The 21,974-nt window shown below is 43.8% G+C and carries 19 protein-coding genes and 5 pseudogenes; 10 read left to right on the top strand and 14 right to left on the bottom strand.

Annotated elements, in window-relative coordinates:
- Nucleotides 1–281: 281 nt before the first annotated feature.
- The 5 genes from crr to cysZ form a co-directional block, all read right to left on the bottom strand.
- Nucleotides 282–791: a PTS glucose transporter subunit IIA gene (gene crr / locus SU60_RS03260; protein ID WP_041154286.1), complete on the bottom strand. Its 510-nt coding sequence runs from the start codon at nt 789–791 to the stop codon at nt 282–284.
- A gap of 118 nt (nt 792–909) precedes the next feature.
- Nucleotides 910–2,634, bottom strand: coding sequence for a phosphoenolpyruvate-protein phosphotransferase PtsI (gene ptsI, locus SU60_RS03255; RefSeq protein WP_041154285.1), 1,725 nt, complete (start codon nt 2,632–2,634; stop codon nt 910–912).
- Nucleotides 2,635–2,775: 141 nt separating this feature from the next.
- Nucleotides 2,776–3,033, bottom strand: a complete 258-nt coding sequence (locus SU60_RS03250) for an HPr family phosphocarrier protein (protein ID WP_041154284.1) — start codon at nt 3,031–3,033, stop codon at nt 2,776–2,778.
- Nucleotides 3,034–3,331: 298 nt separating this feature from the next.
- The gene (gene cysK, locus SU60_RS03245) at nt 3,332–4,300 is read right to left on the bottom strand and encodes a cysteine synthase A (RefSeq protein WP_041154283.1); all 969 of its coding nucleotides are present in this window, start codon (nt 4,298–4,300) and stop codon (nt 3,332–3,334) included.
- Nucleotides 4,301–4,463: 163 nt separating this feature from the next.
- Nucleotides 4,464–5,207 carry a sulfate transporter CysZ gene (gene cysZ, locus SU60_RS03240; protein ID WP_041154282.1) on the bottom strand — a complete coding sequence of 248 codons (744 nt, stop codon included), beginning with the start codon at nt 5,205–5,207 and terminating at the stop codon, nt 4,464–4,466.
- A gap of 239 nt (nt 5,208–5,446) precedes the next feature.
- Between cysZ and zipA the strand changes: the two genes are divergently transcribed.
- From zipA to SU60_RS03220, 4 genes are all read left to right on the top strand, one after another.
- Nucleotides 5,447–6,466, top strand: a complete 1,020-nt coding sequence (gene zipA / locus SU60_RS03235) for a cell division protein ZipA (RefSeq protein WP_425337367.1) — start codon at nt 5,447–5,449, stop codon at nt 6,464–6,466.
- 84 nt (nt 6,467–6,550) lie between these two features.
- The gene (gene ligA, locus SU60_RS03230; protein WP_041154301.1) at nt 6,551–8,575 is read left to right on the top strand and encodes an NAD-dependent DNA ligase LigA; all 2,025 of its coding nucleotides are present in this window, start codon (nt 6,551–6,553) and stop codon (nt 8,573–8,575) included.
- Nucleotides 8,576–9,082: 507 nt separating this feature from the next.
- A complete protein-coding gene (locus SU60_RS03225) occupies nt 9,083–10,096 on the top strand; it encodes a porin (RefSeq protein WP_041154281.1) in 1,014 nt (337 codons plus the stop codon).
- Between the two features lie 79 nt (nt 10,097–10,175).
- Nucleotides 10,176–10,994, top strand: coding sequence for a hypothetical protein (locus SU60_RS03220; RefSeq protein WP_041154280.1), 819 nt, complete (start codon nt 10,176–10,178; stop codon nt 10,992–10,994).
- 94 nt (nt 10,995–11,088) lie between these two features.
- On the opposite strand, the gene SU60_RS03215 is transcribed toward SU60_RS03220, so the two are convergent.
- From SU60_RS03215 to SU60_RS03195, 5 genes and pseudogenes are all read right to left on the bottom strand, one after another.
- The gene (locus SU60_RS03215) at nt 11,089–11,550 is read right to left on the bottom strand and encodes an NfeD family protein (RefSeq protein ID WP_041154279.1); all 462 of its coding nucleotides are present in this window, start codon (nt 11,548–11,550) and stop codon (nt 11,089–11,091) included.
- A 9-nt stretch (nt 11,551–11,559) separates the two neighbouring features.
- A pseudogene (locus tag SU60_RS03210) lies at nt 11,560–12,476 on the bottom strand (SPFH domain-containing protein).
- A gap of 203 nt (nt 12,477–12,679) precedes the next feature.
- Nucleotides 12,680–13,534 (bottom strand): co-chaperone YbbN, encoded by an 855-nt coding sequence (locus SU60_RS03205; RefSeq protein ID WP_041154278.1) that lies wholly within the window; start codon nt 13,532–13,534, stop codon nt 12,680–12,682.
- A 491-nt stretch (nt 13,535–14,025) separates the two neighbouring features.
- Nucleotides 14,026–14,852, bottom strand: a pseudogene (locus SU60_RS03200) (SDR family oxidoreductase).
- A 38-nt stretch (nt 14,853–14,890) separates the two neighbouring features.
- Nucleotides 14,891–15,806 (bottom strand): annotated as a pseudogene (locus tag SU60_RS03195) (TIGR01777 family oxidoreductase).
- Nucleotides 15,807–16,086: 280 nt separating this feature from the next.
- On the opposite strand from SU60_RS03195, the gene SU60_RS03190 reads away from it, so the two are divergent.
- From SU60_RS03190 to yfcE, 6 genes and pseudogenes are all read left to right on the top strand, one after another.
- Nucleotides 16,087–16,821: a DUF1538 domain-containing protein gene (locus SU60_RS03190; RefSeq protein WP_041154277.1), complete on the top strand. Its 735-nt coding sequence runs from the start codon at nt 16,087–16,089 to the stop codon at nt 16,819–16,821.
- Nucleotides 16,818–17,608 (top strand): annotated as a pseudogene (locus SU60_RS03185) (DUF1538 domain-containing protein). Before SU60_RS03190 ends, SU60_RS03185 begins: the two are co-directional and overlap by 4 nt.
- Entirely contained in the window at nt 17,598–17,948 is a 351-nt protein-coding gene (locus tag SU60_RS03180) for a P-II family nitrogen regulator (protein ID WP_041154276.1), read from the top strand. Before SU60_RS03185 ends, SU60_RS03180 begins: the two are co-directional and overlap by 11 nt.
- The gene (locus tag SU60_RS03175; protein WP_041154275.1) at nt 17,945–18,355 is read left to right on the top strand and encodes a CBS domain-containing protein; all 411 of its coding nucleotides are present in this window, start codon (nt 17,945–17,947) and stop codon (nt 18,353–18,355) included. The genes SU60_RS03180 and SU60_RS03175 overlap by 4 nt, the downstream gene beginning before the upstream one ends.
- Before the next feature lie 127 nt (nt 18,356–18,482).
- Nucleotides 18,483–18,692, top strand: a complete 210-nt coding sequence (locus SU60_RS21185) for a hypothetical protein (protein WP_084735573.1) — start codon at nt 18,483–18,485, stop codon at nt 18,690–18,692.
- A gap of 62 nt (nt 18,693–18,754) precedes the next feature.
- Nucleotides 18,755–19,300 carry a phosphodiesterase gene (gene yfcE, locus SU60_RS03170; RefSeq protein WP_041154274.1) on the top strand — a complete coding sequence of 182 codons (546 nt, stop codon included), beginning with the start codon at nt 18,755–18,757 and terminating at the stop codon, nt 19,298–19,300.
- 52 nt (nt 19,301–19,352) lie between these two features.
- Here yfcE and SU60_RS03165 read toward each other — a convergent pair whose 3' ends face one another.
- From SU60_RS03165 to SU60_RS03150, 4 genes and pseudogenes are all read right to left on the bottom strand, one after another.
- Nucleotides 19,353–19,631 carry an Rdx family protein gene (locus SU60_RS03165; RefSeq protein ID WP_041154273.1) on the bottom strand — a complete coding sequence of 93 codons (279 nt, stop codon included), beginning with the start codon at nt 19,629–19,631 and terminating at the stop codon, nt 19,353–19,355.
- 48 nt (nt 19,632–19,679) lie between these two features.
- Nucleotides 19,680–20,435 (bottom strand): sulfite exporter TauE/SafE family protein, encoded by a 756-nt coding sequence (locus SU60_RS03160; RefSeq protein WP_041154300.1) that lies wholly within the window; start codon nt 20,433–20,435, stop codon nt 19,680–19,682.
- Between the two features lie 51 nt (nt 20,436–20,486).
- A pseudogene (locus SU60_RS03155) lies at nt 20,487–21,001 on the bottom strand (regulatory protein ToxS).
- 11 nt (nt 21,002–21,012) lie between these two features.
- The gene (locus SU60_RS03150; RefSeq protein WP_041154272.1) at nt 21,013–21,909 is read right to left on the bottom strand and encodes a winged helix-turn-helix domain-containing protein; all 897 of its coding nucleotides are present in this window, start codon (nt 21,907–21,909) and stop codon (nt 21,013–21,015) included.
- Between the last annotated feature and the right edge of the window lie 65 nt (nt 21,910–21,974).

Genomic DNA, 21,974 nt, shown 5'->3' with positions numbered 1-21,974 from the left:
GGATAGTAACGCCTATTTCGAGCAAGTAACTAAGTCGAGCAAGTAACTATTTCGATTAAGTAACAAGCATCTGAGGTTACTTGAGTAGAAAGTAAAAACCTAGCTTAGAAGGCTAGGTTTTTTGATATTGTAGGGGATGTTATTTCTAATATAAACAATCACTTAATTATTCTGATTGGTATTACTTAGGTAAGTAAGCTTCATCCTTTAGATCATACAATATCAGAAATAAAAAACGCTGCCTTTTGGCAGCGTTTTCTTCGCGTTGTACTGAGTAAAAATTACTTAGTTACACGTAGAACTGGTGTTTCACCAACAGTTACAGAACCAGAAAGTTTGTTCAACTCTTTGATTTCATCCATGTTAGAGATAACAACTGGAGTTAGCGTTGATTTCGCTTTCTCTTCTAGAAGAGCTAGATCGAATTCAATGATAGTGTCACCAGCTTTAACAGTTTGACCTTCTTCAGCGATGCGAGTGAAGCCTTCGCCTTTTAGTTCAACGGTATCGATACCGAAGTGAACGAATAGCTCAACACCGTCGTCAGACTCGATAGAGAATGCGTGGTTAGTTTCGAAGATCTTACCGATAGTACCGTTTACAGGAGCTACCATTTTGTTGCCTGCTGGCTTGATAGCAATACCGTCACCAACGATTTTCTCAGCGAAAACAACGTCTGGCACGTCTTCGATGTTTACGATTTCACCTGAAAGAGGTGCGATAATTTCGATAGCACCAGCTTCAGCACTGTCATCAGATACAAGCTTCTTAAGTTTATCAAACAGACCCATTGTGTCATGCTCCTAAGGTTTTGGTTTTATTCTGTCGAATTATAGTATACCAATATAGCGCATTAGACGACTTTTTTCGCCGTCTAATGCAGATTAAGTATTGAATTTCTTGGTACTACTACTTAGATTTCTCAGCAATGAATTTTTCTACTACCGCTTCAATTTCTGCTGCTGTTGGTAGAGAAAGGGCTTCTTCAGCCATTGCTTTTACTTCTGCGAAGTTTGAGTTACGAACGACTTTCTTCACTTTCGGGATTGAAATGCCGCTCATAGAGAACTCGTCCAGACCCATACCTAGAAGTAGAAGTGTTGCGCGCTCGTCACCTGCAAGCTCACCACACATACCTGTCCATTTACCTTCAGCATGAGATGCATCGATCACTTGCTTAATTACAGTAAGTACCGCTGGTGATAGCGGGTTGTAAAGATGAGAAATCATCTCGTTACCACGGTCCACAGCAAGTGTATATTGAGTCAAGTCGTTTGTACCGATAGAGAAGAATGACACTTCTTTCGCTAGGTGGTGCGCAATTGCAGCCGCTGCTGGAGTTTCTACCATAACACCGATTTCGATGTTTTCGTCAAAAGCATGACCTTCAGCACGTAGCTCTTCTTTGTACTCTTCAATTGCTTTCTTCAGTTCACGGATTTCCTCAACAGAGATGATCATCGGGAACATAATGCGCAGTTTACCGTGTGCTGACGCACGTAGGATACCACGTAATTGGTCACGAAGAATTTCACGACGATCCAAGCTGATACGTACCGCACGCCAGCCTAGGAACGGGTTCATCTCTTGTGGAAGATCCATGTAAGGAAGATCTTTATCACCGCCGATATCCATTGTACGGATGATCACAGCTTGACCACTCATTGCTTCTGCAACTTCTTTGTACGCTTGGTACTGTTCTTCTTCAGTTGGTAGCGCAGAGCGATCCATGAATAAGAATTCAGTACGGTACAGGCCAACACCTTCGCCACCGTTACGGATGATACCATCACAGTCTTTTACCGTACCGATGTTACCGCATACTTCAACGCGATGACCGTCAGTCGTTTCTGCGTGTAAATCTTTAAGTTTTGCTAGCTCTTCTTTTTCTGCTAGGAATTCAGCTTTAACTGCTTTCGCTTCTTCTAGCTCTGCCTCAGAAGGGTTCACAACAATCTTGTTATTCATCGCGTCAAGAATCAGCATGTCGCCATTCTTCACTTGCTTAGTGATGTCGTTGGTACCAACGATAGCTGGAAGCTCAAGTGAGCGAGCCATAATAGAAGTGTGAGATGTACGGCCACCGATGTCACAGCCAAAACCCAGTACGTAGTCTAGGTTGATTTGAGCTGTTTCTGATGGCGTTAGGTCGTAAGCGACCAAGATGACTTCTTCGTTAATATCGCTTAGTGAAACGATATTGATACCTAATGCGTTTTTAACGAAGCGAGAGCCGATATCACGGATATCTGTTGCACGCTCTTTTAGGTATTCGTCATCAAGTGATTCAAGCGCAGTTGCTTGCTCTTCAATAACTGAGTAGATTGCGTGATCCGCAGTCAACTTGTCGTCTTTGATCAGTGCTAGGATTTCTTCCTCTAGCTCTTCATCTTCAAGAAGCATGATGTGACCTTCAAAGATCGCTTCTTTTTCTTCACCGAACGTTTCAAGTGCTTTTTGCTTGATAGTTTCTAGCTGAGCAGCAGACTTGTCACGAGCGTCAAAGAAACGCTGAACTTCAGCTTCTACTTGATCATCAGAAATAGTGTTTTTGTTTAGGACAATTTCATCTTCTTGAAGTAGTAGTGCTTTACCGATTGCAATACCAGGAGATGCTAGGATGCCTGAAATCATAGCCTTACCTTAAGTTTGGTCAACTTTATAAAAACGGGAGAATAATGGATGCGCTAACGAATAGTCTTAGCTTAGTTTAGAGCCTATTTCCAACAAAGCCATTTTGTTTTCACAAAATGGCTTTGGGAGTCGAAGACCGGATTAGTGTAGTTGGTCCATAAGAGCAACTAGGTGGTCTACTGCTTGCTGAGCTTGAGGGCCTTCAGCAGAAATAGTAACTTCAGTACCTTTTACTAGGCCTAGTGTTTGAAGTTTGAATAGGCTCTTAGCGCTAGCGCTTTTACCATTAGAAGTCACAGTGATGTCTGCGTCGAATGCTTTCGCTTCTTTAACAAACTGTGCAGCTGGACGAGTGTGAAGACCATTTTCTGCAGTGATTTCTACTTGCTTCTCGTACATGTGATATACCCCAATAAATGTATTTTTTTGTTAGTAGTGACTAATATAAAGCTTACCCGCTTTGCTGCTTGTGCGCTAGCACCTGAGAGTTCAAAGCGTATCACTTCTGATACTAGCCAAAAGTTTAGCAAATACGCAACTATTTGCTTGCGTAATTACTTTGAAACCTTTTTGTGTTTTGCTTCTTTATTTTGAAGCTAAAAATAAAACACCCCGATATTACCAAAGGTTGAGCTGGGATCAACAAAAAAGCCCCTAAGCGGGGCTTTTTTAGACGAAAAATTGATTTGAACACATATTACTGTTCGTTCTCTTTCTCCGTAAAAATGCCGGAAAATAGAGCGGTACTTAGATAACGCTCACCTGAGCTTGGAAGGATTGCAACGATAGTTTTTCCTTCAAATTCAGGGAGTTCTGCTAGGCGATTTGCAGCAACAACTGCAGCCCCAGAAGAGATACCAGCAAGGATACCTTCCTCTTCCATTAGTCGGCGAGCCATCTCAATGGCGTCTTCAGAAGTCACTGGCTCAACACGGTCTAGAAGTTCTAAATCTAAGTTTCCAGGGATGAAACCTGCACCGATACCTTGAATTTTGTGCGGTGCCGGTTGGATTTCTTCACCGGCGAGTGCTTGTGCGATGACTGGTGATTCTGCCGGTTCGACGGCAACAGAAGTAATTGCTTTGCCTTTTTCGCCTTTAATGTAACGGCTTGTACCCGTAATTGTACCACCAGTACCCACACCAGCGACAAGGACATCAATCTCGCCGTCAGTTGCTTCCCAAATTTCAGGGCCGGTTGTCTTCTCGTGAATTTCTGGGTTTGCTGGGTTGTTGAATTGTTGTAGAAGTAGGTACTGAGCTGGGTTACTTGCGACGATTTCTTCTGCTTTAGCAATCGCCCCTTTCATACCTTTAGCCGCTTCTGTCAGTTCTAGGTTTGCACCCAGTGCTTTCAGTAGCTTACGACGTTCCAGACTCATTGATTCAGGCATAGTTAGCGTCAGCTTGTATCCGCGAGCTGCCGCTACGAAAGCCAAAGCAATACCGGTGTTACCACTGGTTGGTTCTACCAACTCTACACCAGGCTTGAGTTTGCCTGATTTCTCAGCATCCCAGATCATGTTTGCGCCGATACGGCACTTAACACTAAAACTTGGGTTACGTGCTTCGATTTTTGCTAGCACGTTACCTTTACTTACTTTGTTAAGGCGGACTAGGGGAGTGTTACCAATAGTGAGAGAGTTATCTTCGTAGATTTTGCTCATTGTTATGTTCCTTCATTACACGTTTTGTGAATATGACTAAAAGAATATGCGGTATGAAAAAAAGGGAAAAGGATTAAAAAGTTATATCTTATTAGGTTGTCCGGCGAGTTTGGTAAACAAAAGGAAAAGCGAGTGCTTTTCCTTTTTTATCTTCACCAAACACTTAACGTTGATTTTTAAACTCTGTTACCCACATGGCGGTGGCGCCGCAGATTGCAACAGGCATGACGATAAGGTTTAAGATTGGAATAGTAGTGAAAACAGAAACCAAAACACCAAAACCGTACGCCTTCCCTTGTTTTTGTTTCAATTTGTAACGCATGTCATGGAAGGGGACTTTGTGGTTATCGAACGGATAGTCGCAATATTGTATCGCCAGCATCCATGCAGTGAAAATGAACCATAAAAATGGGCCGACGGTTTGTCCTAGTGCCGGAATGAGCAATAACAAAAACAACCCAATGGCTTTTGGTAGTGTGTATAACAGCTTTCTCCACTCTCGGGCTAATACTCTTGGTACATCTTTTATGACTGCAGCGAAGCCATCATCGTTTAGTTTTTTTCCAGTCAGTGCCTCTTCTACCTTTTCGGCCAGTAATCCATTAAATGGTGCGGCAATGAAGTTCGCTAGCGTACTGAAAAAGTAAGAGAATGTGGCAAGGATTGTGAGTGCGAGTAGAGGCCAAAGTAAATAGCTTAACCACGACAAAAAGTCTGGTAATTGCCCCAACCAACCTTCAATCCAAACGTTCAAGTGAGAAAAAAGGTAGAATATTGCACCACCGACGAGCATTATGTTGGCTAGTAAAGGCAACACGACAAAGCGTCTTATCTGTGGAGAGAGAGCTAATTGTATTCCGTATAGGAAATAACCGAACCCGGTTCTTTGTTGGTTGTTAAACTGCATATCCAATTCGTTTCGTGTGAATGACAACACATTGTACCTCTCAATGTTTTTCTTTCAATAACCTAAAATCTATCCTCTCGTAACGTGGAATCGTGGCAAAAATCACAACAAAAAACTGAACTTCTTGCATTAAGTTGTTCTAAACCTCCATATAGTTTTGGTAAAGTAAACACATCATTCAGATTTATTACACTTGGGTTGCTGCTTAAGGAACATCGAGTAGTACAAAAACAAGTTTATTGAGAGTAAATAATGCAGGAATTGCGATTCGTACTCATTGTTGTTGGCGCACTAGCATCGGGGCATTGTTGTTTCATGGTCTGTGGAGCAGCAAAAAGGAAGGCAAAGCGAAGTTCGGAAATAAGCCGCTTGGCAAACTCGACGTTGGCCCAGAGGAAAAAAATGTCGTCAATAAAGAGCGAAATGTCGATGTAGCATCTGATGACGACTTTGAGATTGTCCGTAAGGACCGTAAAGAGCCGGATTTTGGCTCAGAGAATGCGTTTGATAACAAATTAGACGTTGACCCGTTACTCGGTGGAGCAACGCAAGCCACGCCTGTCGAGTATGCTCAAGAAGCGGTCCCATCATTTTCTGCTATGAAAGAAGACGCCGAAGACTTGTCTGATGTGCGACAAGAATCTAGTGTTGAGCAAGAACTACATGTAAAAAAAGCGAGTCAACCTGCAGTAGATGAAGAGCAGATTCAGCCTGAGTTAAACGAACCGAGACAATTCGAACCATCATTAGATGTTGAACAACCGACTCAAGATGTTGCAGTAGCTGCCGAGCCGATCTTGACTGAACCAAAAGTTGAAGAAGAGCCAAAACCTGAACCTGAAATGCAAGTCATCGTACTAAACGTACATTGTGCAGGTGCAGAACCGTTTGTTGGAACAGAACTGTTTGACAGTATGCAACAAAATGGGCTTATTTACGGGGAAATGCATATTTTCCACCGCCATGTAGACTTGTCAGGCAATGGCAAGGTGTTGTTTAGCGTTGCGAATATGATGCATCCAGGCACATTGGAGCACGGTGACCCGGCTGAGTTTACCACTAAAGGCATTTCGTTCTTCATGACCTTACCGTGTTACGGAGAAGCAGAGCAAAACTTTAACCTAATGCTTCGAACCGCTCAGCAAATTGCGGATGACCTTGGTGGTAATGTTCTGGATGACCAAAGAAACTTGATGACACCAGACCGTTTAGCTGCATATCGACGTCAAATAGTTGAGTTTAAGGCGGCTTACGCATAGTCTTATATCTAATTAAAAAAGGGGCTCCGGAAGGAGCCCTTTTTCTTGGATTTCCAACCTTATCGAAATATACAGGGCTTTACTATGTCTGAATCCGTACTTCAACGACTAGAAGAACTCAAAGAGTCGTTGCACTACCACGCCGTTCGTTACTATGTGGAAGATAACCCAGAGATCCCTGATGCTGAGTATGACCGCTTGATGCGCGAGTTACTGGAAATCGAAGCTCAAAATCCAGATTTAATCAGTGTTGATTCTCCGAGCCAGCGTGTTGGTGGAAAACCATTATCTGAATTTAGCCAGGTTACGCATGAAGTACCGATGTTGTCACTAGATAATGCATTTGATGACAGTGAGTTAGACAATTTTCATAAACGTGCACAAGACCGAGTCGGTAGTCAAAGTATCAAGCAATATTGTTGCGAACCGAAATTAGACGGTTTAGCGGTGAGCTTGCTGTATGAAAACGGTGTACTTGTGCAAGCTGCAACACGAGGCGATGGTACAACAGGTGAAAACATCACTGAAAATGTTCGTACCATTAAAGCCATTCCTTTAAAGTTGCATGGAGAAGGATGGCCAAATCGCCTCGAAGTACGTGGTGAGGTCTTTATGCCGAAAGCGGGCTTCGAAATGCTGAATGAACTGGCACGAAAAAAGGGAGAGAAAATCTTCGTTAACCCACGTAACGCAGCAGCAGGTAGCCTTCGTCAATTAGATTCGCGTATTACTGCTTCTCGCCCCCTCAGTTTTTATGCTTACAGTGTTGGGATTGTCCAAGGAGCGGAGCTGGCATCTAGTCACTATGAACGCTTTTTACAAATCAAATCTTGGGGACTACCAATGTGCCCAGAAACTAAGCGAGTTGACAGCTTAGAAGACGTAAAAGCGTATTATCAGGACATACTGCAACGTCGTGATGCCTTGCCGTATGAAATTGATGGTGTCGTGCTAAAGATCGACGACATTGCTGTTCAAGAGCGGTTAGGTTTCGTTGCTCGCGCCCCCCGTTGGGCGATAGCTTATAAATTCCCAGCCCAAGAAGAAATTACGACATTGAATGAAGTCGAGTTTCAAGTAGGACGCACTGGCGCAATTACTCCCGTTGCGAAGTTGGAGCCTGTGTTTGTCGGTGGTGTAACGGTCAGCAATGCAACGTTGCACAATGCAGACGAAATTGAGCGTCTTCAAGTCAAAATTGGCGATCAGGTGGTCATTCGCCGTGCGGGTGACGTTATTCCGCAAGTGGTATCTGTCATCAAAGAACGCCGACCAGAGAACGCTCGAGATATTACTTTCCCGTCCGAGTGTCCAGTCTGCGGTTCACATGTAGAACGTATCGAAGGAGAAGCGGTAACGCGCTGTACTGGCGGGTTGGTTTGTCAGGCGCAACGTAAACAAGCGCTCAAACATTTTGTGTCGCGTAAGGCGCTTGATGTCGATGGTCTTGGTGATAAGGTGATCGAGCAGCTTGTGGATCGAGAAATGGTAGAAACCCCTGCCGATCTGTTCAAACTATCAGCCGGTGTATTGACGGTTTTGGATCGCATGGGCCCCAAATCGGCACAAAATATCGTAAACGCACTAGAAAAATCGAAAGCAACCACTTTGCCTCGTTTTTTGTATTCGTTGGGTATTCGCGAGGTCGGTGAGGCGACAGCGGCCAATTTAGCTGCACACTTCAAAACGTTACCAGCGATTCAAAGCGCGACGGAAGAGGCGCTAATAGAAGTGCAAGATATCGGTGTCGTGGTTGCTCAACACATAACCACCTTTTTTGAAGAAGAGAAAAACCAAGCGGTGGTACAAGAGCTGCTTGCACAAGGGATCCATTGGCCTGAAATCAGTGCCAACGAACAAAGTGGGGAACAGCCTTTAGAAGGGAAAACCGTAGTGTTGACCGGCACACTCTCACAACTTGGTCGCTCAGAAGCTAAGGAAGCATTACAAGCGTTAGGCGCAAAAGTGACGGGAAGCGTATCTAAAAAAACCGATCTTTTGTTTGCTGGTGAAAATGCTGGCTCGAAGCTGACAAAAGCACAAGACTTAGGCATCGAAATAAAAACAGAGGAGGACTTACTGCAGCTAATGCAATTAAAGTCCGTTTAATTTTTTAATGACATCGTAAATATATCTCCGAAGCCCCGAATAGTCTCTACTTGGGGTTTTTTATTTCCGCGCATAAAGTCCCTTAAATCGTGTAAGTTGTCCGTCTTTTCTTTTCAGTGATCTCTGTCTCTCTTAGGTGATTCTAAAATTTTTTCGCGAAAATTATGCGAGTCACTTCAAATTGGATTGTTTTTATTTAAGTTAAGTGGTTGATTTTGTTTCCTTATATTTATTTCTAGTGAACTTAGTCTAAAAATAAGATCTGGATCAACAACTCATATGGAACTTTGGCGTGGCTCATATTTTTTTAGAAAATAAATAAGTTCCGTTTGGATGTTTTTCGTCTCGAAGTTAGTCTTAGTGGCGTGGATACACAGTGTGTATGCAAGAACTAAAAATAGTCGAATTTGAAATGATTGGACTAATCAAAAATTTACTACTCTCCTTCGGCGGCCAACTTAAGGGGAGATAGAAAAAGACAGCTATATCTATTTTAGGAGTTTATCCATGGACAAAATGTTAAAACGTACTCTACTTGGTGCTGCAATCGCAGCTGCTTCAACTGGCGCAGTAGCTGCTGGTGCAGAGTCTTCACAAGTTGGTGTTATTTCTGATTTCAATGTACAAGCGTACGGTGTTGCAGCAATTTCTGCTTTTTACCAAGAAGATAGTAATGGCTACGATTACGAAAACGAATCACGTATTGGTTTCCGTGCAAGCAAAGATATGTTTGATAACTTGAATGTATTTATGCAAATTGAATCAGGTTACGTTGGTGAAGATGGTACCGGTGCAACTTTAGGTGCGCGTGATACGTTCCTAGGTCTTCAAGGTGACTGGGGTAAAGTACGCTTTGGTCGTATGTTAACTCCATTGTACGAAATCGTTGACTGGCCTTACTCAAACCCAGGTCTAGGACGTGTATTTGACTGGGGTGGTGACGTTAAAGCGCACTACGACCGTAAAGGTGATATCGCACGTTATGATTCTCCTGCTATGGGTGGCCTAACACTGAACTTCTCAGTAGGTCGCGGTGATAAAGACGTTAAGAGCTCAAACCATGTTGGCGCTGGAGCGCACTACAATTTCTCTGACGTTGTCACTGTTCATGCTGGCTTTGAATCTAACTCTAAGTACGGTGGTTCAGACATTGATTCAACTGCTTACATTGTAGGTTTTGAACTTCCTTTACCTGCTGGCTTCGGTCTTGCTGGTGCATACAAGTACAGCGAAGGTGAGTCTAAACATGCAGCTTACGCTGGTCAGGAAGCAGAGCAAGGTCAATACTCTGTTATCGGTCAGTACTGGAACGGTCCTTGGGGCTTTAAACTAGGCTACGCATTTAACGATGAATCAGAAGTTGATGGCAAGAAACAAGGTGATGATGATGAAGTGCTATCAGGTCAGCTAATGTACGTACACAATGGTTTCGTACCATACGTACGTGTAGGTCAACATGATGCTTACAACGCAGAAGATAAAGTGATGTTTGTACGTGTTGGTATGGAATACGGCTTCTAATCCCCTTTTTCTGATTGCCTTTCTTTAGGTTTTACGCCAGCATATTTTTGCTGGCGTATTTTTATTAAGGATCAAGAATATGAAAATATTGAGATGTTTGTCCCTGTTATCAGCCGCATTGGTAACAGTTGGCTGTAGTACGCTCGATACCTCAAGTGAGTTCTCTGATGCTGTTGATAGCATTAAAGAAAGAAGCAATTATGTCGAGGTATATGCAAAGTCGATTACGCCGGATACACGAGCGCTGGTTGGTGCCAACCTAGTAAAATCTGACTTAACTTATGTCTCAGTGCATAATAGAGGTGAAAAGCCACTCTCTAAACAATCGACCATTGATATGTCAGTGAGTTATTTCAAAAACTACGACAGTTTCCATACTGCAGTTCTGAATGGGAAATCAATTAAGTTAGATAACTTCAGACCAACGTCCGAGACATGTACTGAGCATTGTACTGTCACTCAGTGGTTGCGTTTTCCATTTAGCCAGCAAACGCTTAAGCAGTTTGATGGTAAGAACGTCACGTTTACGATTTCTTCCGGCAAACGAAATACGGTTGAAGTCACGGTTCCAAAAGCCTATTTTGAGGCAGTAGAACGTGAAGGGCTTGCTGTTGCTGGTGGTGCAGAATCCGCTCGTTCGCAGTCGTCACAAGGACAATCCTCAACGCAGTCATTGCCAGTTAACGACAGTAAATCCATTGAAATGGTTCAATATTGGTATGACAAAGCAACTCCAGAAGAAAAAGAACAATTCGCACAATTTGCGATAAAGAATCGAAAAGGTGGTGTCCAAACTGTCACCAGTGAGTCCCAAAGTTATAATATGCTGCAATATTGGTATTCTGAGTCGAGTCAGGAAGAGCGCTCTCAAGTGCTGAATTGGCTCATCAATCAATAAATCGTGTAAAAAGCTTCCGGGGGGAAGCTTTTTACTTATGACTTAAAACTTCTTAGTTCTGATGCTCTTGCAGTTTTTTCGTATGGTGTCTAAGTTAGTCGCTAACCGGCTCTACGGTAAGAATTATCCCATCGACAGCGATAATTTTTACTCTGGTTCCGGCAGTGAGTGCTTGCTCAGATCGAGCTGACCACGTGGTGTCTGCGATTCGAATTCGATTCATCCCGACAGCAAAGTCTTCTTCGAGTGTTACCGTCTGTCCGATAAGTTGCTTGTACTTTTGATTTAAGTCGCGTACTTGATCTTCTTTTTTATCTTTTGCCCATTGGCGTCGCCACCAAAGCCAAGTCGTGAGTAAACTAAAAGCGGCAAAACAAAACCATTGCAGTTGCCAACTGATTGGCAAGACAGAAAGTACAACGGCAACAAGAAGTGCTGATAGACCAAGCCAGAGACAGTAACCCGCCGTGCCAAGCAGCTCGACGGCAAGAAGACTTAATCCCAGCGCTAGCCAATGCCAAAAAGTGACACTATCAAGTAGGCTAAACACGTCCATAGTTTGACCTTACTCTTTGTTCTGTTGTTTAAACATTTCAGCAATCCCAGCAATAGAACCCATAAGCCCGGTTGCTTCTAGTGGCAACATGATGATCTTGCCATTCTCCGCCTGACCGATACTTTTTATCGCGTCCGTATAACCTTGTGCAATAAAGTAATTCACGGCTTGCACATCTCCCTTCGCAATGGCTTCAGACACCATATAGGTGGCTTTTGCTTCAGCTTGCGCGGCGCGTTCACGAGCTTCTGCATGCAAAATAGCGGCTTGTTTTTCCCCTTCCGCTTTTAAGATTTCTGACTGCTTTTGTCCCTCTGCTCTTAAGATTTCAGCTTGGCGTACGCTTCCGCTTCGAGGATCTCTGCGCGTTTATTTCGTTCTGCTTTCATTTGCGCATTCATTGCAGCGGTCAGATCTGCTGGCGGCTGGACATCTTTAATTTCAATTCGAGTGACTTTGACGCCCCAAGGATTGGTCGCTTGATCGACGATGGCCAACAGTTTGGAGTTGATCATGTCGCGTTGGCTTAACATCTCATCCAATTCCATTGAACCAAGTACGGTCCGAATATTGGTTAGGGTAAGATTTCGGATGGCATGCTCCAAATCATTGACTTCATAAGCCGCTTTTGAAGCGCTCACTACCTGAACAAAACACACCGCATCAATGACGACATTGGCGTTGTCTTTGCTGATGACCTCTTGCGCAGGAATGTCTAGCACACGCTCCATCATGCTGATCTTGTGTCCAACACGATCTATGAAAGGAATAATTAAGTTCAAACCGGGGGTGAGTGTTTGAGTGTAACGACCGAATCGTTCGACTGTCCAGTTGCTTCCTTGCGGAACTGTCTTGATGGCGGACGCAAGAATGATAATGGCGACCGCGACAAAGATAGCGATAGCAATCAATGAATCAGTTGGCATGGTGTATTCCCTTAAATGCATAATATTTGATTCATTTTTACCTATTTAGCAGCAATAGACAATTGAATATCTGAGAACTTATTTACTGGTGCGCGAATCGTTGCTCCCTTTTAACCGGAAAGCATCGTCGTTTTTGTTAAGAGGACATGGGGGTACAATAAAGGCCGGATAGTCCGACCTTTGGCGTGAAATATAGTGGGTATTTAATACAAAATGGAGTAAAGCTGGCGACGATATTTACTCGCAATTGCGTTACCTTGTCCTAGGGCATTTAATATATCCATAAAGGTTTTTTTTACTTCGCCATCTTGAGCGCCCAGATTAACTTTTAGGATATTCCAAAGCAGTTCCAGTGCTTCTTCATCACGACCGACTTGGTTGTACTGCACAGCTAATTCACAAGCAAGTTCAAGGTTCTCAGAATCGTCAGCAAAGGCTTGTTCTAATCGTTGAAGCTCAGGACTATCGGCGGCTTGTAGATGAAGTTCAAGCTTTGCCATTAAGCCCTTGTAGTGGTTGTCTTGATACTCCAATGGAATTTCACTTAATAGTTCTTGGGCGACGTCAAATTGTTTGGTTTCCAGTAAACAATCCGCCATGGTTAGTTTGATATCACCTCGCGATTGAAGCTCTGTTGGTAGTGTCTGAATAATGCTAAGCGCTTGTGCATGCTCATTTTGTTGTAGCAGCTCACTGACCTGCTTGAGAAGCTGTTCTTCAGGGCTTGGAAGGTGCTTTTGTAGCATGGCAGCAATGGCGTCAATAGGTTGAGGCCCACCCAGTCCATCTACAGCTTGGCCGTTGACAAACAACGCGATGGTTGGCAGAACTTGGACGCCAAATTGAGCTGCCAAAGCTTGTTGCTCTTCGCAATTTAATAAAGCAAGCGTAAAGGCACCATTATATTGTTGGGCAAGAGATTGCAGCTCCGGCAGTATCTGAGCACTTTCAGGTTGCGCATTGGCCCAAAAATGGATGAGGACGGGCGTGTTCATCGAGCCTTCAAGCGTTTCACGAAAGTTCTGTTCTGTTATCTCAACGATAAATGGGGATTGCATCAGAGTATCCTTGCTTGTTTGTCATGTCGTTGACTGTAGATATGGAGTTGATTTGAGAGAAAATCAAGTGATGCATAAAAAGGAAAAACGCTGCCGAAGCAGCGTAATCCTAATAGCAAGCGAAGGTGCTATAAATTTGGCGAGTTTATATACGACCCGTTTTATTATTTTTTGTCGTATATGGTGTGGTATCAAAAGATAATGAGCAAAGCCACCGCTACACCCACACTAAGCCAGTTAAGCTGATTTAATGTCATTGTTGTCTCGCATAGATACAAACATTGCTACAAAACACAATGGGTGGTGATACCAAATCTAATCAAACTATAATCGACGGAATGGCTCGCTTCGTCGCCGCAGTTCAATAGATATTGATTCGAGCATGTGAGGTTTTTCTAACCTACCTGCTCATATTCTCATCAAATTGTTACGCTAAAATGACAGTAACACCTTTAAGGATATTGAAATGCGACAACCTTTTTTTAGATGGTTTATGCCGCTCGCTTTAATAGGCTATCGAGAAGGCGAGTGGGTAATATTCGTTTTAGTACAGCGAACACTTTGGTTGGTGTGGTAATACGGTAACGAATCTTCGGTGATTTGCTGGTCAAAGCGTGCAGTACGGGATCGACACATGATTGTGCTGGCAGAGCAAATTTGTTGTTTGATTTGTCTTTTTCCAAGCGTTGTTTTTGTGCCTCATAAGCCGCACGATGCGGGCTCGATTGTATGTCAATCCATTGTTCAAACGCTCGTAATGCGTTATGTCTAAATTGCGTTTCAATTGGCCCTGGTTCAATGAGTACCACTTTAATATTGGTATCAGCGAGCTCTAGGCGTAATGTGTCGGTCCATCCTTCTAACGCGAATTTTGATGCATTGTAGGCACCGCGATATTTCATGGCGGCAAAGCCTAAAACTGAGCTATTTTGAATGATGCGTCCTTCGCCGTGAGCGCGCATATGGGGGAGCACTTCTTGAACCAGTTGGTGCCAACCAAAAAAGTTGCTTTGAAACTGCGCTTTCAATGCTTCTGTTGGTAAATCTTCTAATGCTCCAGCTGGCCATAGGCGCCATTGTTAAACAGTGCATAGAGTTTACCTTGCGCAAGTTCAAGTGCTTGTTTTGCTCCTTGACTGATACTGCTTGGATCGTTGAGATCAAGCTGTATACATGTTAGTCCCTCGGATTCTAGCCGCTGCACATCTTTGGTATTACGACAGGAGGCAATGACATGGAAGCCTTTTTGATGAAGGGCATGTGCACAGGTATAACCAATACCCGTGGAGCAACCTGTAATGAGAATGGACTTGTTCATAGTTGTAGACAAAATGCTGAAAGAATAACTCTTATCATTCAGCAACTTCTATCATGAAGCAAGTGTTTCAGTGCGGGTTCTATTCTTGAGTAGCTAAACTTAAAGTCAAGCTCAGTGAGTTTTTTAGCTTCGCCCTTATACTGTCGAAGAGCAAACACGCCGATTCTCCCATTACAATATCCATCACCACTTCGGGGTGAAAAATAGATGAGGCCTCTTTAAGGTTTTAGCAAGCGTCGCACTAAAAATACGGTTGGGTACAGGGTGTGGTGCGCACATATTGAACGCGCCATGTGCGTGAGGCGTCTCGAGTAAATACATGATTGCTCTGACCATATCGAGAATATGAATCCAGGGCATATATTGTTTTCCTGTTCCGAGTGGTCCTCCTAATCCTAGTTTGTAAGGCAGTAGCATTTTGGCCAACGCTCCTCCTTGAGCACCAAGCACAACGCCTGTCCTGAGCAAGCAAACTCTGGTCTGCTCTGACTCGGCTCTTTTGGCAATGTGCTCCCAACGCTCGCAGACCTTATGAGCAAAGTCATTATTGTTGACATGCAGACATTCATCGAATGGGTGCTCTTGTTGGTCACCATAATAACCGACCGCTGAGCCGCTAAGAAAGACGGAAGGAGGCTCCGTACTTGCGTGAATCAGCTCGACGATTTTTTCTGTAATCTTCCAGCGGCTATTACAAATCTTATCTTTTTGTGAAGGTGTCCATCGTTTATCTGCAATGGGTTCACCAGCGAGGTTAATGATGGCGTCTATGTCGTTGAGATCTGCAAGATTGTCCAACGTGTCAAGATAGTCAATATTTCCTAAATCGGCATGTTGTAATTGTTGCTTGGCTTTCTCGGGGGAGCGTGTCAGGAGCACGACTTGGTGGGTCGTTAGCAGTTTGAGTAGCTCTGAGCCTATAAATCCTGTTCCACCGGTCAGTAATATCTTCATGACACCTCTTCGAACGTAAAATATTAGAACATTATAGTCGTTTTATGTTTTGTATTGGCGTTAACTTTCTGCTTGATTTTAGACTATGAATATTCACTAGCATACCAAGGTCACATATTGAAAAAAGTGTAACTATTTATTACTCATGACGATAGCCACTTCACTCCCGATCTAATTATTTTCTGCCAGACTGATTGTGAGACAAAAAGCGAAATCGGATCACGCTAAGAGTCGTGATTTATCCACTTGATTATCGACCAATAACCTAAGGAGGTTCTGTATGGATGCATTCGTGGCTCTGTATCGAGCACTCTTGAGTAGTGGTCGTGATCTGTTACCCATTGTTTTGGTGATTGCTTTTTTTCAATTAGCTGTGCTGCAAGAGCCATTGCCAAACCTTGTTTCTATTTTATTTGGTCTGTTTTTTGTTGTTTTGGGGTTGACGTTTTTTATCTTTGGCTTGGAGTTAGGGCTATTTCCCATTGGCGAAAACATGGCCCAAGCGTTTGCGCGAAAGGGCAGTGTGTTTTGGTTGTTGCTCTTCGCTTTTTGTCTAGGGTTTGGTACTACGATTGCTGAGCCAGCGTTAACGGCTGTGGCGGAGAAAGCAGCCCAGGTTGCAGCCGAAGGCGGCATGATTGTTAACTCTGAGCAATCCAAACAAGAATATGGCATGGGTCTAAGAATGACGGTTGCCTTATCTGTAGGAATTGCGATCGTCCTCGGTGTATTACGTATTTTGAAAGGATGGCCAATTCAATACATGATCATCGGAGGTTACTTAGGGGTGGTGGTGCTTACTTGGTTTGCACCAGCGTCGATTATTGGCGTGGCCTATGACTCTGGTGGCGTGACGACTTCAACCATAACGGTTCCATTAGTCACCGCACTAGGGGTAGGGCTAGCGTCAGCAATCAAAGGTCGAAGCCCTATGATTGATGGTTTTGGATTAATCGCATTTGCCTCTTTATTACCGATGATGTTTGTCATGGTATATGGGATGCTAGTGACATGATTTCATTCGCCAATTTTTTCGAAACGCTGCTTTCTACGATCGGTGATGTCGTTCCTATCGTATGCATTATTTTTGGCTTTCAACTCGTCGTATTACGCCGTCCAATTAACAACCTCAGAAAAGTAGTGATTGGTTTTGTCTATGTGATCCTGGGTCTATCGCTATTTCTTCTTGGTCTCAATATGGCGTTATTTCCTCTTGGCGAAACCATGGCCATACAACTGACTCATCCTGACTTTTTACGTGAGTTTCAAGTGTCGATCGGACAGGAGTTGAACTGGGTTGACTATTATTGGGTGTACGCTTTTGCTTTTTGTATTGGCTTTAGCACGACGGTTGCAGAGCCGTCTTTAATCGCCGTCGCTATTAAGGCTAACCAAGTTTCTGGTGGCAGCATTCGTGTGAATGGATTACGAGTTGCGGTTGCGTTAGGCGTTGCCTTTGGTATTGCGCTCGGAAGTTATCGGATAGTCGTCGGTGATCCTATTCATTACTACATTATCGCGGGTTACATCGTTGTGGTTATCCAAACGTTTTATGCTCCCAAGCTGATTATCCCATTGGCGTACGATTCAGGCGGCGTGACGACATCTACCGTAACGGTGCCCCTTGTCACCGCATTGGGATTAGGGCTGGCATCCACTGTGCCAGGTAGGAACCCCATGATAGATGCTTTGGCTTAATTGCCTTTGCCAGTTTGTTTCCGATTATATCGGTCATGGGTTACGCACAATTAACGCAGTGGATGAACCAAGACACCTCGGAGGACGAAGAAAATGCGCTTTAAATTAATACTCGCTTTTGTGGAGGATGCCAAAACCGACAAAGTGCTGGATGCCGCCCGTGAGGCTGGCGCAACTGGCGCGACGGTGATTAATAATGCTCGTGGAGAGGGTTTGAATCAGAAGCGAACATTTTTTGGCTTAACGTTGGATGTGCAGAAAGACGTATTGTTGTTTGTGGTAGAAGAACATTTGTCCAGACACATTTTAGAAACGATCAGTGATGTGGGTGAATTCGACCAAGAATCAGGACAAGGCATCGCCATTCAAATTGATATCGAAGATGCGGTGGGAGTCGCCCATCAAGTTGAGACCTTGGTCAAGGTTGTTGAGGATGAGTTATGAACAGTCAAACACTAGTCAGAGTACGGGATGTGATGGCGTCCACTTATGTCATAGTGGATGGATTGATGACCGTTTATGATGGGATTGCTCTGGCGAAAAAATATCAGGTCAAAGCGCTGGTGGTCCAGAAAAGAGATGAAAACGACGAATACGGGATCGTATTAATGAATGATATCGCTAAGAAAGTGTTGGCGAATAACCGTTCTCCAAAGCGTACTAATATTTATGAAGTGATGACCAAGCCAGCATTGTGCGTTGATCCTAATATGAACGTGAAATACTGCGCTCGATTGTTTGAGCGATTCGGAATTAGTCGTGCTCCTGTCATTGAGGATGGAGAGGTTATTGGTATGGTGAGTTACAATAATATTGTGATTTACGGGATGATAAGGGATGACGTCGAGTAGCTAGTATTCCTTTCTCAACTCAGCGACAGTCAGTAAACGTTAATATATTGGATTGTTAGTTATGTTGCATATGTTTTGATAGATGCTTATTCTTTGTGCCCTAATGAATAGTCGAGGAATTTTAATCATGCCTTTAGTTTCTTGTCCGGTATGTGAAAAACAAATATCAAAACGTGCCCATACCTGCCCGGGGTGTGGTGAACCAGATCCGTTAAACCACTTAGCCAAGACTAAGTTTATCTCAATAATATTTTGGGCAGTCGTTTTGGTTGGCGCTGGGTATTTCGCTTGGTTCTATTTACTTCCCATGCTGATTGATTTCGTGCGTGAACAGTAATGAGGTTGAGTGAGCGGCAAATTATCGTAAAATACCTGCATAGTTTATGAGGAGATGATGTCGTGAAACTATTTTTTGCCTCAGATTTGCATGGATCTTTGCCAGCAACCCAAGAAACCATTGAGCTCTTTTTAGCATCGGGGGCAGAGCACTTGATTCTGCTGGGTGATATTTTATATCACGGCCCACGGAATCCAGTACCCGAAGGTTATAATCCGTCACAGGTCGCTGAGTTACTTAACCAGTATAGTGAGCAAATCATTGCGGTACGCGGAAACTGTGATAGCGAAGTCGACCAGATGTTATTAAATTTTCCAATGATGATGGATTTTGCGTGGGTTCTTTTAGAATCGGGCAAGCGAATGTTTCTTACTCATGGACATCTCTACAACAGTTCGCAGCGGCCACCGCTCAAAAGTGGGGATATCATTGTCCATGGACACACACATATCCCCGTTGCCGAGCGACAAGACGATGCAATTGTCTTCAATCCTGGTTCAATGACGTTCCCACGTAATGACTTGCCAAGAAGTTATGGTGTGATGGAAGGAGATGCCTTATCGGTGCGTACTCCAGAGGGCGAAGTATTGGCTCAGGTAACGATTTAGTATCCGCTTCAAAGCCTTGGTTGACATATCATATAGGGGAGCATGCGCTCCCTTATTTTTTGTCTGAATGGCCGAGATCTCTTTCTGGGTCAATAATATCTCTAACCCGTTGTTTTAGCACTTTCGCTTCTGGGAAACCGCCATCTTGTTTGCGCTCCCAAATCAACTTAGCGTTGCAATGAATTTCAAAGCGACCGCCAGTGTCCGGGTGTAAACTCACCGTTTGAATCTCTTCGCTGAAGGTATGTAGTAGCTCCTGGGCTAGCCAAGTAGAGCGCAACATCCAGTTGCATTGACGGCAGTAGTAAATATCGATGATTGCCTTATCCATTTTGCTTTCCTATAGGTTATACGAGCAATAAGTTACATGAGCAATAAGTTAAATAAGCAGCTTTATCCCAACGGCAAAAGTGAGAATTTCAAATGCGATCTTAATAACGTGGTTGCTGTACCGAGTTGCTGCCCAGGCCCCCAAGCTGCCGCCCAAAAAAGAGCTGACTAGTAGCACGGGCAGCCAAGCCCAGTGTATAGGAGCACCAGCTTGAACGACTGCGGCTCCACCAATACCATTCCAAAATAAACCGACGCAAATCATTGTGTAAGCAACGGCTGTTTTGTAATCAAAGCCAAACCATCGAACCAAAAATAAGGTGACAAGTAAGCCAGACCCTGCTGTCAATGAGCCATTAATGATGCCTATAAGCATTATCACCACGCCCCCAATAGCCCACCCCAGTCGATCACGATGACGTTTAACTTCTTGTTGCCCTAGCTGTTTTTTAAACCGCGAATAAATCCCAAGCGCTAGAATCATAATTCCTAGTGAGGTTTCTGCAATCGCGTCTGGAATATGGACGATGACATTGGCACCAATAACGACCCCAATACTACCAGTTAAGATCAAATATAAGGCGATGGAGCGTTGTATCGTACCGGCTCTTAAGTGAGTGCTCGCTGCGCCCAAACCTAAGGCAACGGAAGCGACTTTATGCGTTCCCAAAGCGACCGAAAAAGGTAAACCGAGGAATATCAGCAAGGGAAATTGCAATAAACCAGCACCGCCACCAGACAGTGAGGCGAGGGTGTTTGCAATGAGTGAGCCAAGAAAGAGGGTTAACGTATCGAGCCAGTCCATGAGCCATAAGTACGATGAAGGAGGCATCTGCCTCCTTCATCTCAAATAAAATCAGTTTTTAAACAGTACCGTAGAACCGTGGTTCAAGCTAGTTAATAGCAAGGTTTTTTCGTTCACTACGTCTATTCGGCGGCTTTGCTCGGCATCAAGCTTAAAAATTTGAGTAATGAGACGTAACTGCCTTTCAGAGAAATCTTTTGATTGGGAAGATGAGATATCTTTGAATTCTGAAGGCGTCACCAGTAAATAGTTGTCACTGACTTCCCAGTGACCTTTCTCGGAGATATTGATGACCGATTCTTCGTTTGAGCCTTGGGCAAACAACTTAATATTGGACACTCGAAGGTAACTACCGTTTGGGAGGTATTTGACGTTAGAGTCGACGTTCACACGACGTAATGGTCCGACAGGATCATTTGGCAAATTATCCGTAATCAGTGTCACCATGCAGACTGCCATTCATTTGTGGTGAGAACTTGCTCTATTTTGAGATCGCTCCCCCAATACAACCAGCCACTAAAAATGGTGGATACGGCCAAAACCGCAGATGCAAATTTAATCTTCATTCTGGCCTCCTTTATTGGCAGATCTCGGCGGGATCATTTTGTCCTGAGAAAATACGTAGCGTCACATTTTCATACGAGTGTTGACTATCATGGATATAATTCAGAACGAGTTGGTTTCTTTGTCCACCTGTTGCTATCACTTCGACGGGCATCGAGTCCTTTTTATGGTGCCGCACATAGCTCTCAACACACTGTTTGATTGACGGTAGCCAGCTATCAAGCTGTGGGTGGTTAATTGGGGTTTTCACCAGTACGTTGTCGTAGTTACCAATTTGACGAAACTGAGACTCGGCGGGGTGAGTAAATAAAAACACGCTAACAGGCAGCAATGCCGCCAGCAGCAGCAGAAAATAAGGTAGCCACTTATTGCTCGCAGCTGAAAAATGCGCTGTGTGAGCTGTGCTCACTTTATGTTGTCGTTCCGGTTGTGGCGTGGATTCTAGATTTGGCGTATCAGTCGTTGTCTGAACTGGTGAATCCTCTGTCAGTACGAGTTCTGATACAGAATGTGTTTCTTCATCCAGTTTTTGCTCTTCCTGTTCGATAGCACCACTGGATAGTGGGTTGATGCGCTCAACCGAACAAATTAGTTGATAACCGCGCTTCGGTACGGTTTTAACAAACTCGGGGGACTTCGTTGAATCTTTTAGCATCTTACGGAGGGTTGATATTGCTTGGGTTAGGCTTGAGTCATCCACTTCAAAACCTTGTTCTCTCCAAACAAATTCATGCAGTTCACTACGCGTTAATACTTCGTTGGGCCGCTCTACCAACATCAAGAGAATGCGACTTTCATTGCTTCCCAATCGTACAATTTCGCTGCTGCTTTGTTGATCAGTCAGCGAATTGCTATTTGGATCAAAAGTGAACCTTTTCGCAAGTAAAAACTTGGTACAAATGTTGGTCATTTAGTTCTTCTTAGATGGATGATTTTGTAATTAAAAAGATTTTTATTCAAAAAGCGCTTATTTAA

The organism is Vibrio mytili (assembly GCF_000830505.1).
In the GTDB taxonomy this organism is placed as follows: Bacteria; Pseudomonadota; Gammaproteobacteria; order Enterobacterales; family Vibrionaceae; genus Vibrio; species Vibrio mytili.
Note: the sequence above shows the minus strand (reverse complement) of the source record. Positions and strands in the feature narration are given on the sequence as shown.

Coding starts and splice junctions, on each gene's coding strand:
- crr (WP_041154286.1), bottom strand. CDS start 791: ATGGGTCTGTTTGATAAACTTAAGAAGCTTGTATCTGATGACAGTGCT.
- ptsI (WP_041154285.1), bottom strand. CDS start 2,634: ATGATTTCAGGCATCCTAGCATCTCCTGGTATTGCAATCGGTAAAGCA.
- SU60_RS03250 (WP_041154284.1), bottom strand. CDS start 3,033: ATGTACGAGAAGCAAGTAGAAATCACTGCAGAAAATGGTCTTCACACT.
- cysK (WP_041154283.1), bottom strand. CDS start 4,300: ATGAGCAAAATCTACGAAGATAACTCTCTCACTATTGGTAACACTCCC.
- cysZ (WP_041154282.1), bottom strand. CDS start 5,207: ATGCAGTTTAACAACCAACAAAGAACCGGGTTCGGTTATTTCCTATAC.
- ligA (WP_041154301.1), top strand. CDS start 6,551: ATGTCTGAATCCGTACTTCAACGACTAGAAGAACTCAAAGAGTCGTTG.
- SU60_RS03225 (WP_041154281.1), top strand. CDS start 9,083: ATGGACAAAATGTTAAAACGTACTCTACTTGGTGCTGCAATCGCAGCT.
- SU60_RS03220 (WP_041154280.1), top strand. CDS start 10,176: ATGAAAATATTGAGATGTTTGTCCCTGTTATCAGCCGCATTGGTAACA.
- SU60_RS03215 (WP_041154279.1), bottom strand. CDS start 11,550: ATGGACGTGTTTAGCCTACTTGATAGTGTCACTTTTTGGCATTGGCTA.
- SU60_RS03205 (WP_041154278.1), bottom strand. CDS start 13,534: ATGCAATCCCCATTTATCGTTGAGATAACAGAACAGAACTTTCGTGAA.
- SU60_RS03190 (WP_041154277.1), top strand. CDS start 16,087: ATGGATGCATTCGTGGCTCTGTATCGAGCACTCTTGAGTAGTGGTCGT.
- SU60_RS03180 (WP_041154276.1), top strand. CDS start 17,598: ATGCGCTTTAAATTAATACTCGCTTTTGTGGAGGATGCCAAAACCGAC.
- SU60_RS03175 (WP_041154275.1), top strand. CDS start 17,945: ATGAACAGTCAAACACTAGTCAGAGTACGGGATGTGATGGCGTCCACT.
- SU60_RS21185 (WP_084735573.1), top strand. CDS start 18,483: ATGCCTTTAGTTTCTTGTCCGGTATGTGAAAAACAAATATCAAAACGT.
- SU60_RS03165 (WP_041154273.1), bottom strand. CDS start 19,631: ATGGATAAGGCAATCATCGATATTTACTACTGCCGTCAATGCAACTGG.
- SU60_RS03160 (WP_041154300.1), bottom strand. CDS start 20,435: ATGGACTGGCTCGATACGTTAACCCTCTTTCTTGGCTCACTCATTGCA.
- SU60_RS03150 (WP_041154272.1), bottom strand. CDS start 21,909: ATGACCAACATTTGTACCAAGTTTTTACTTGCGAAAAGGTTCACTTTT.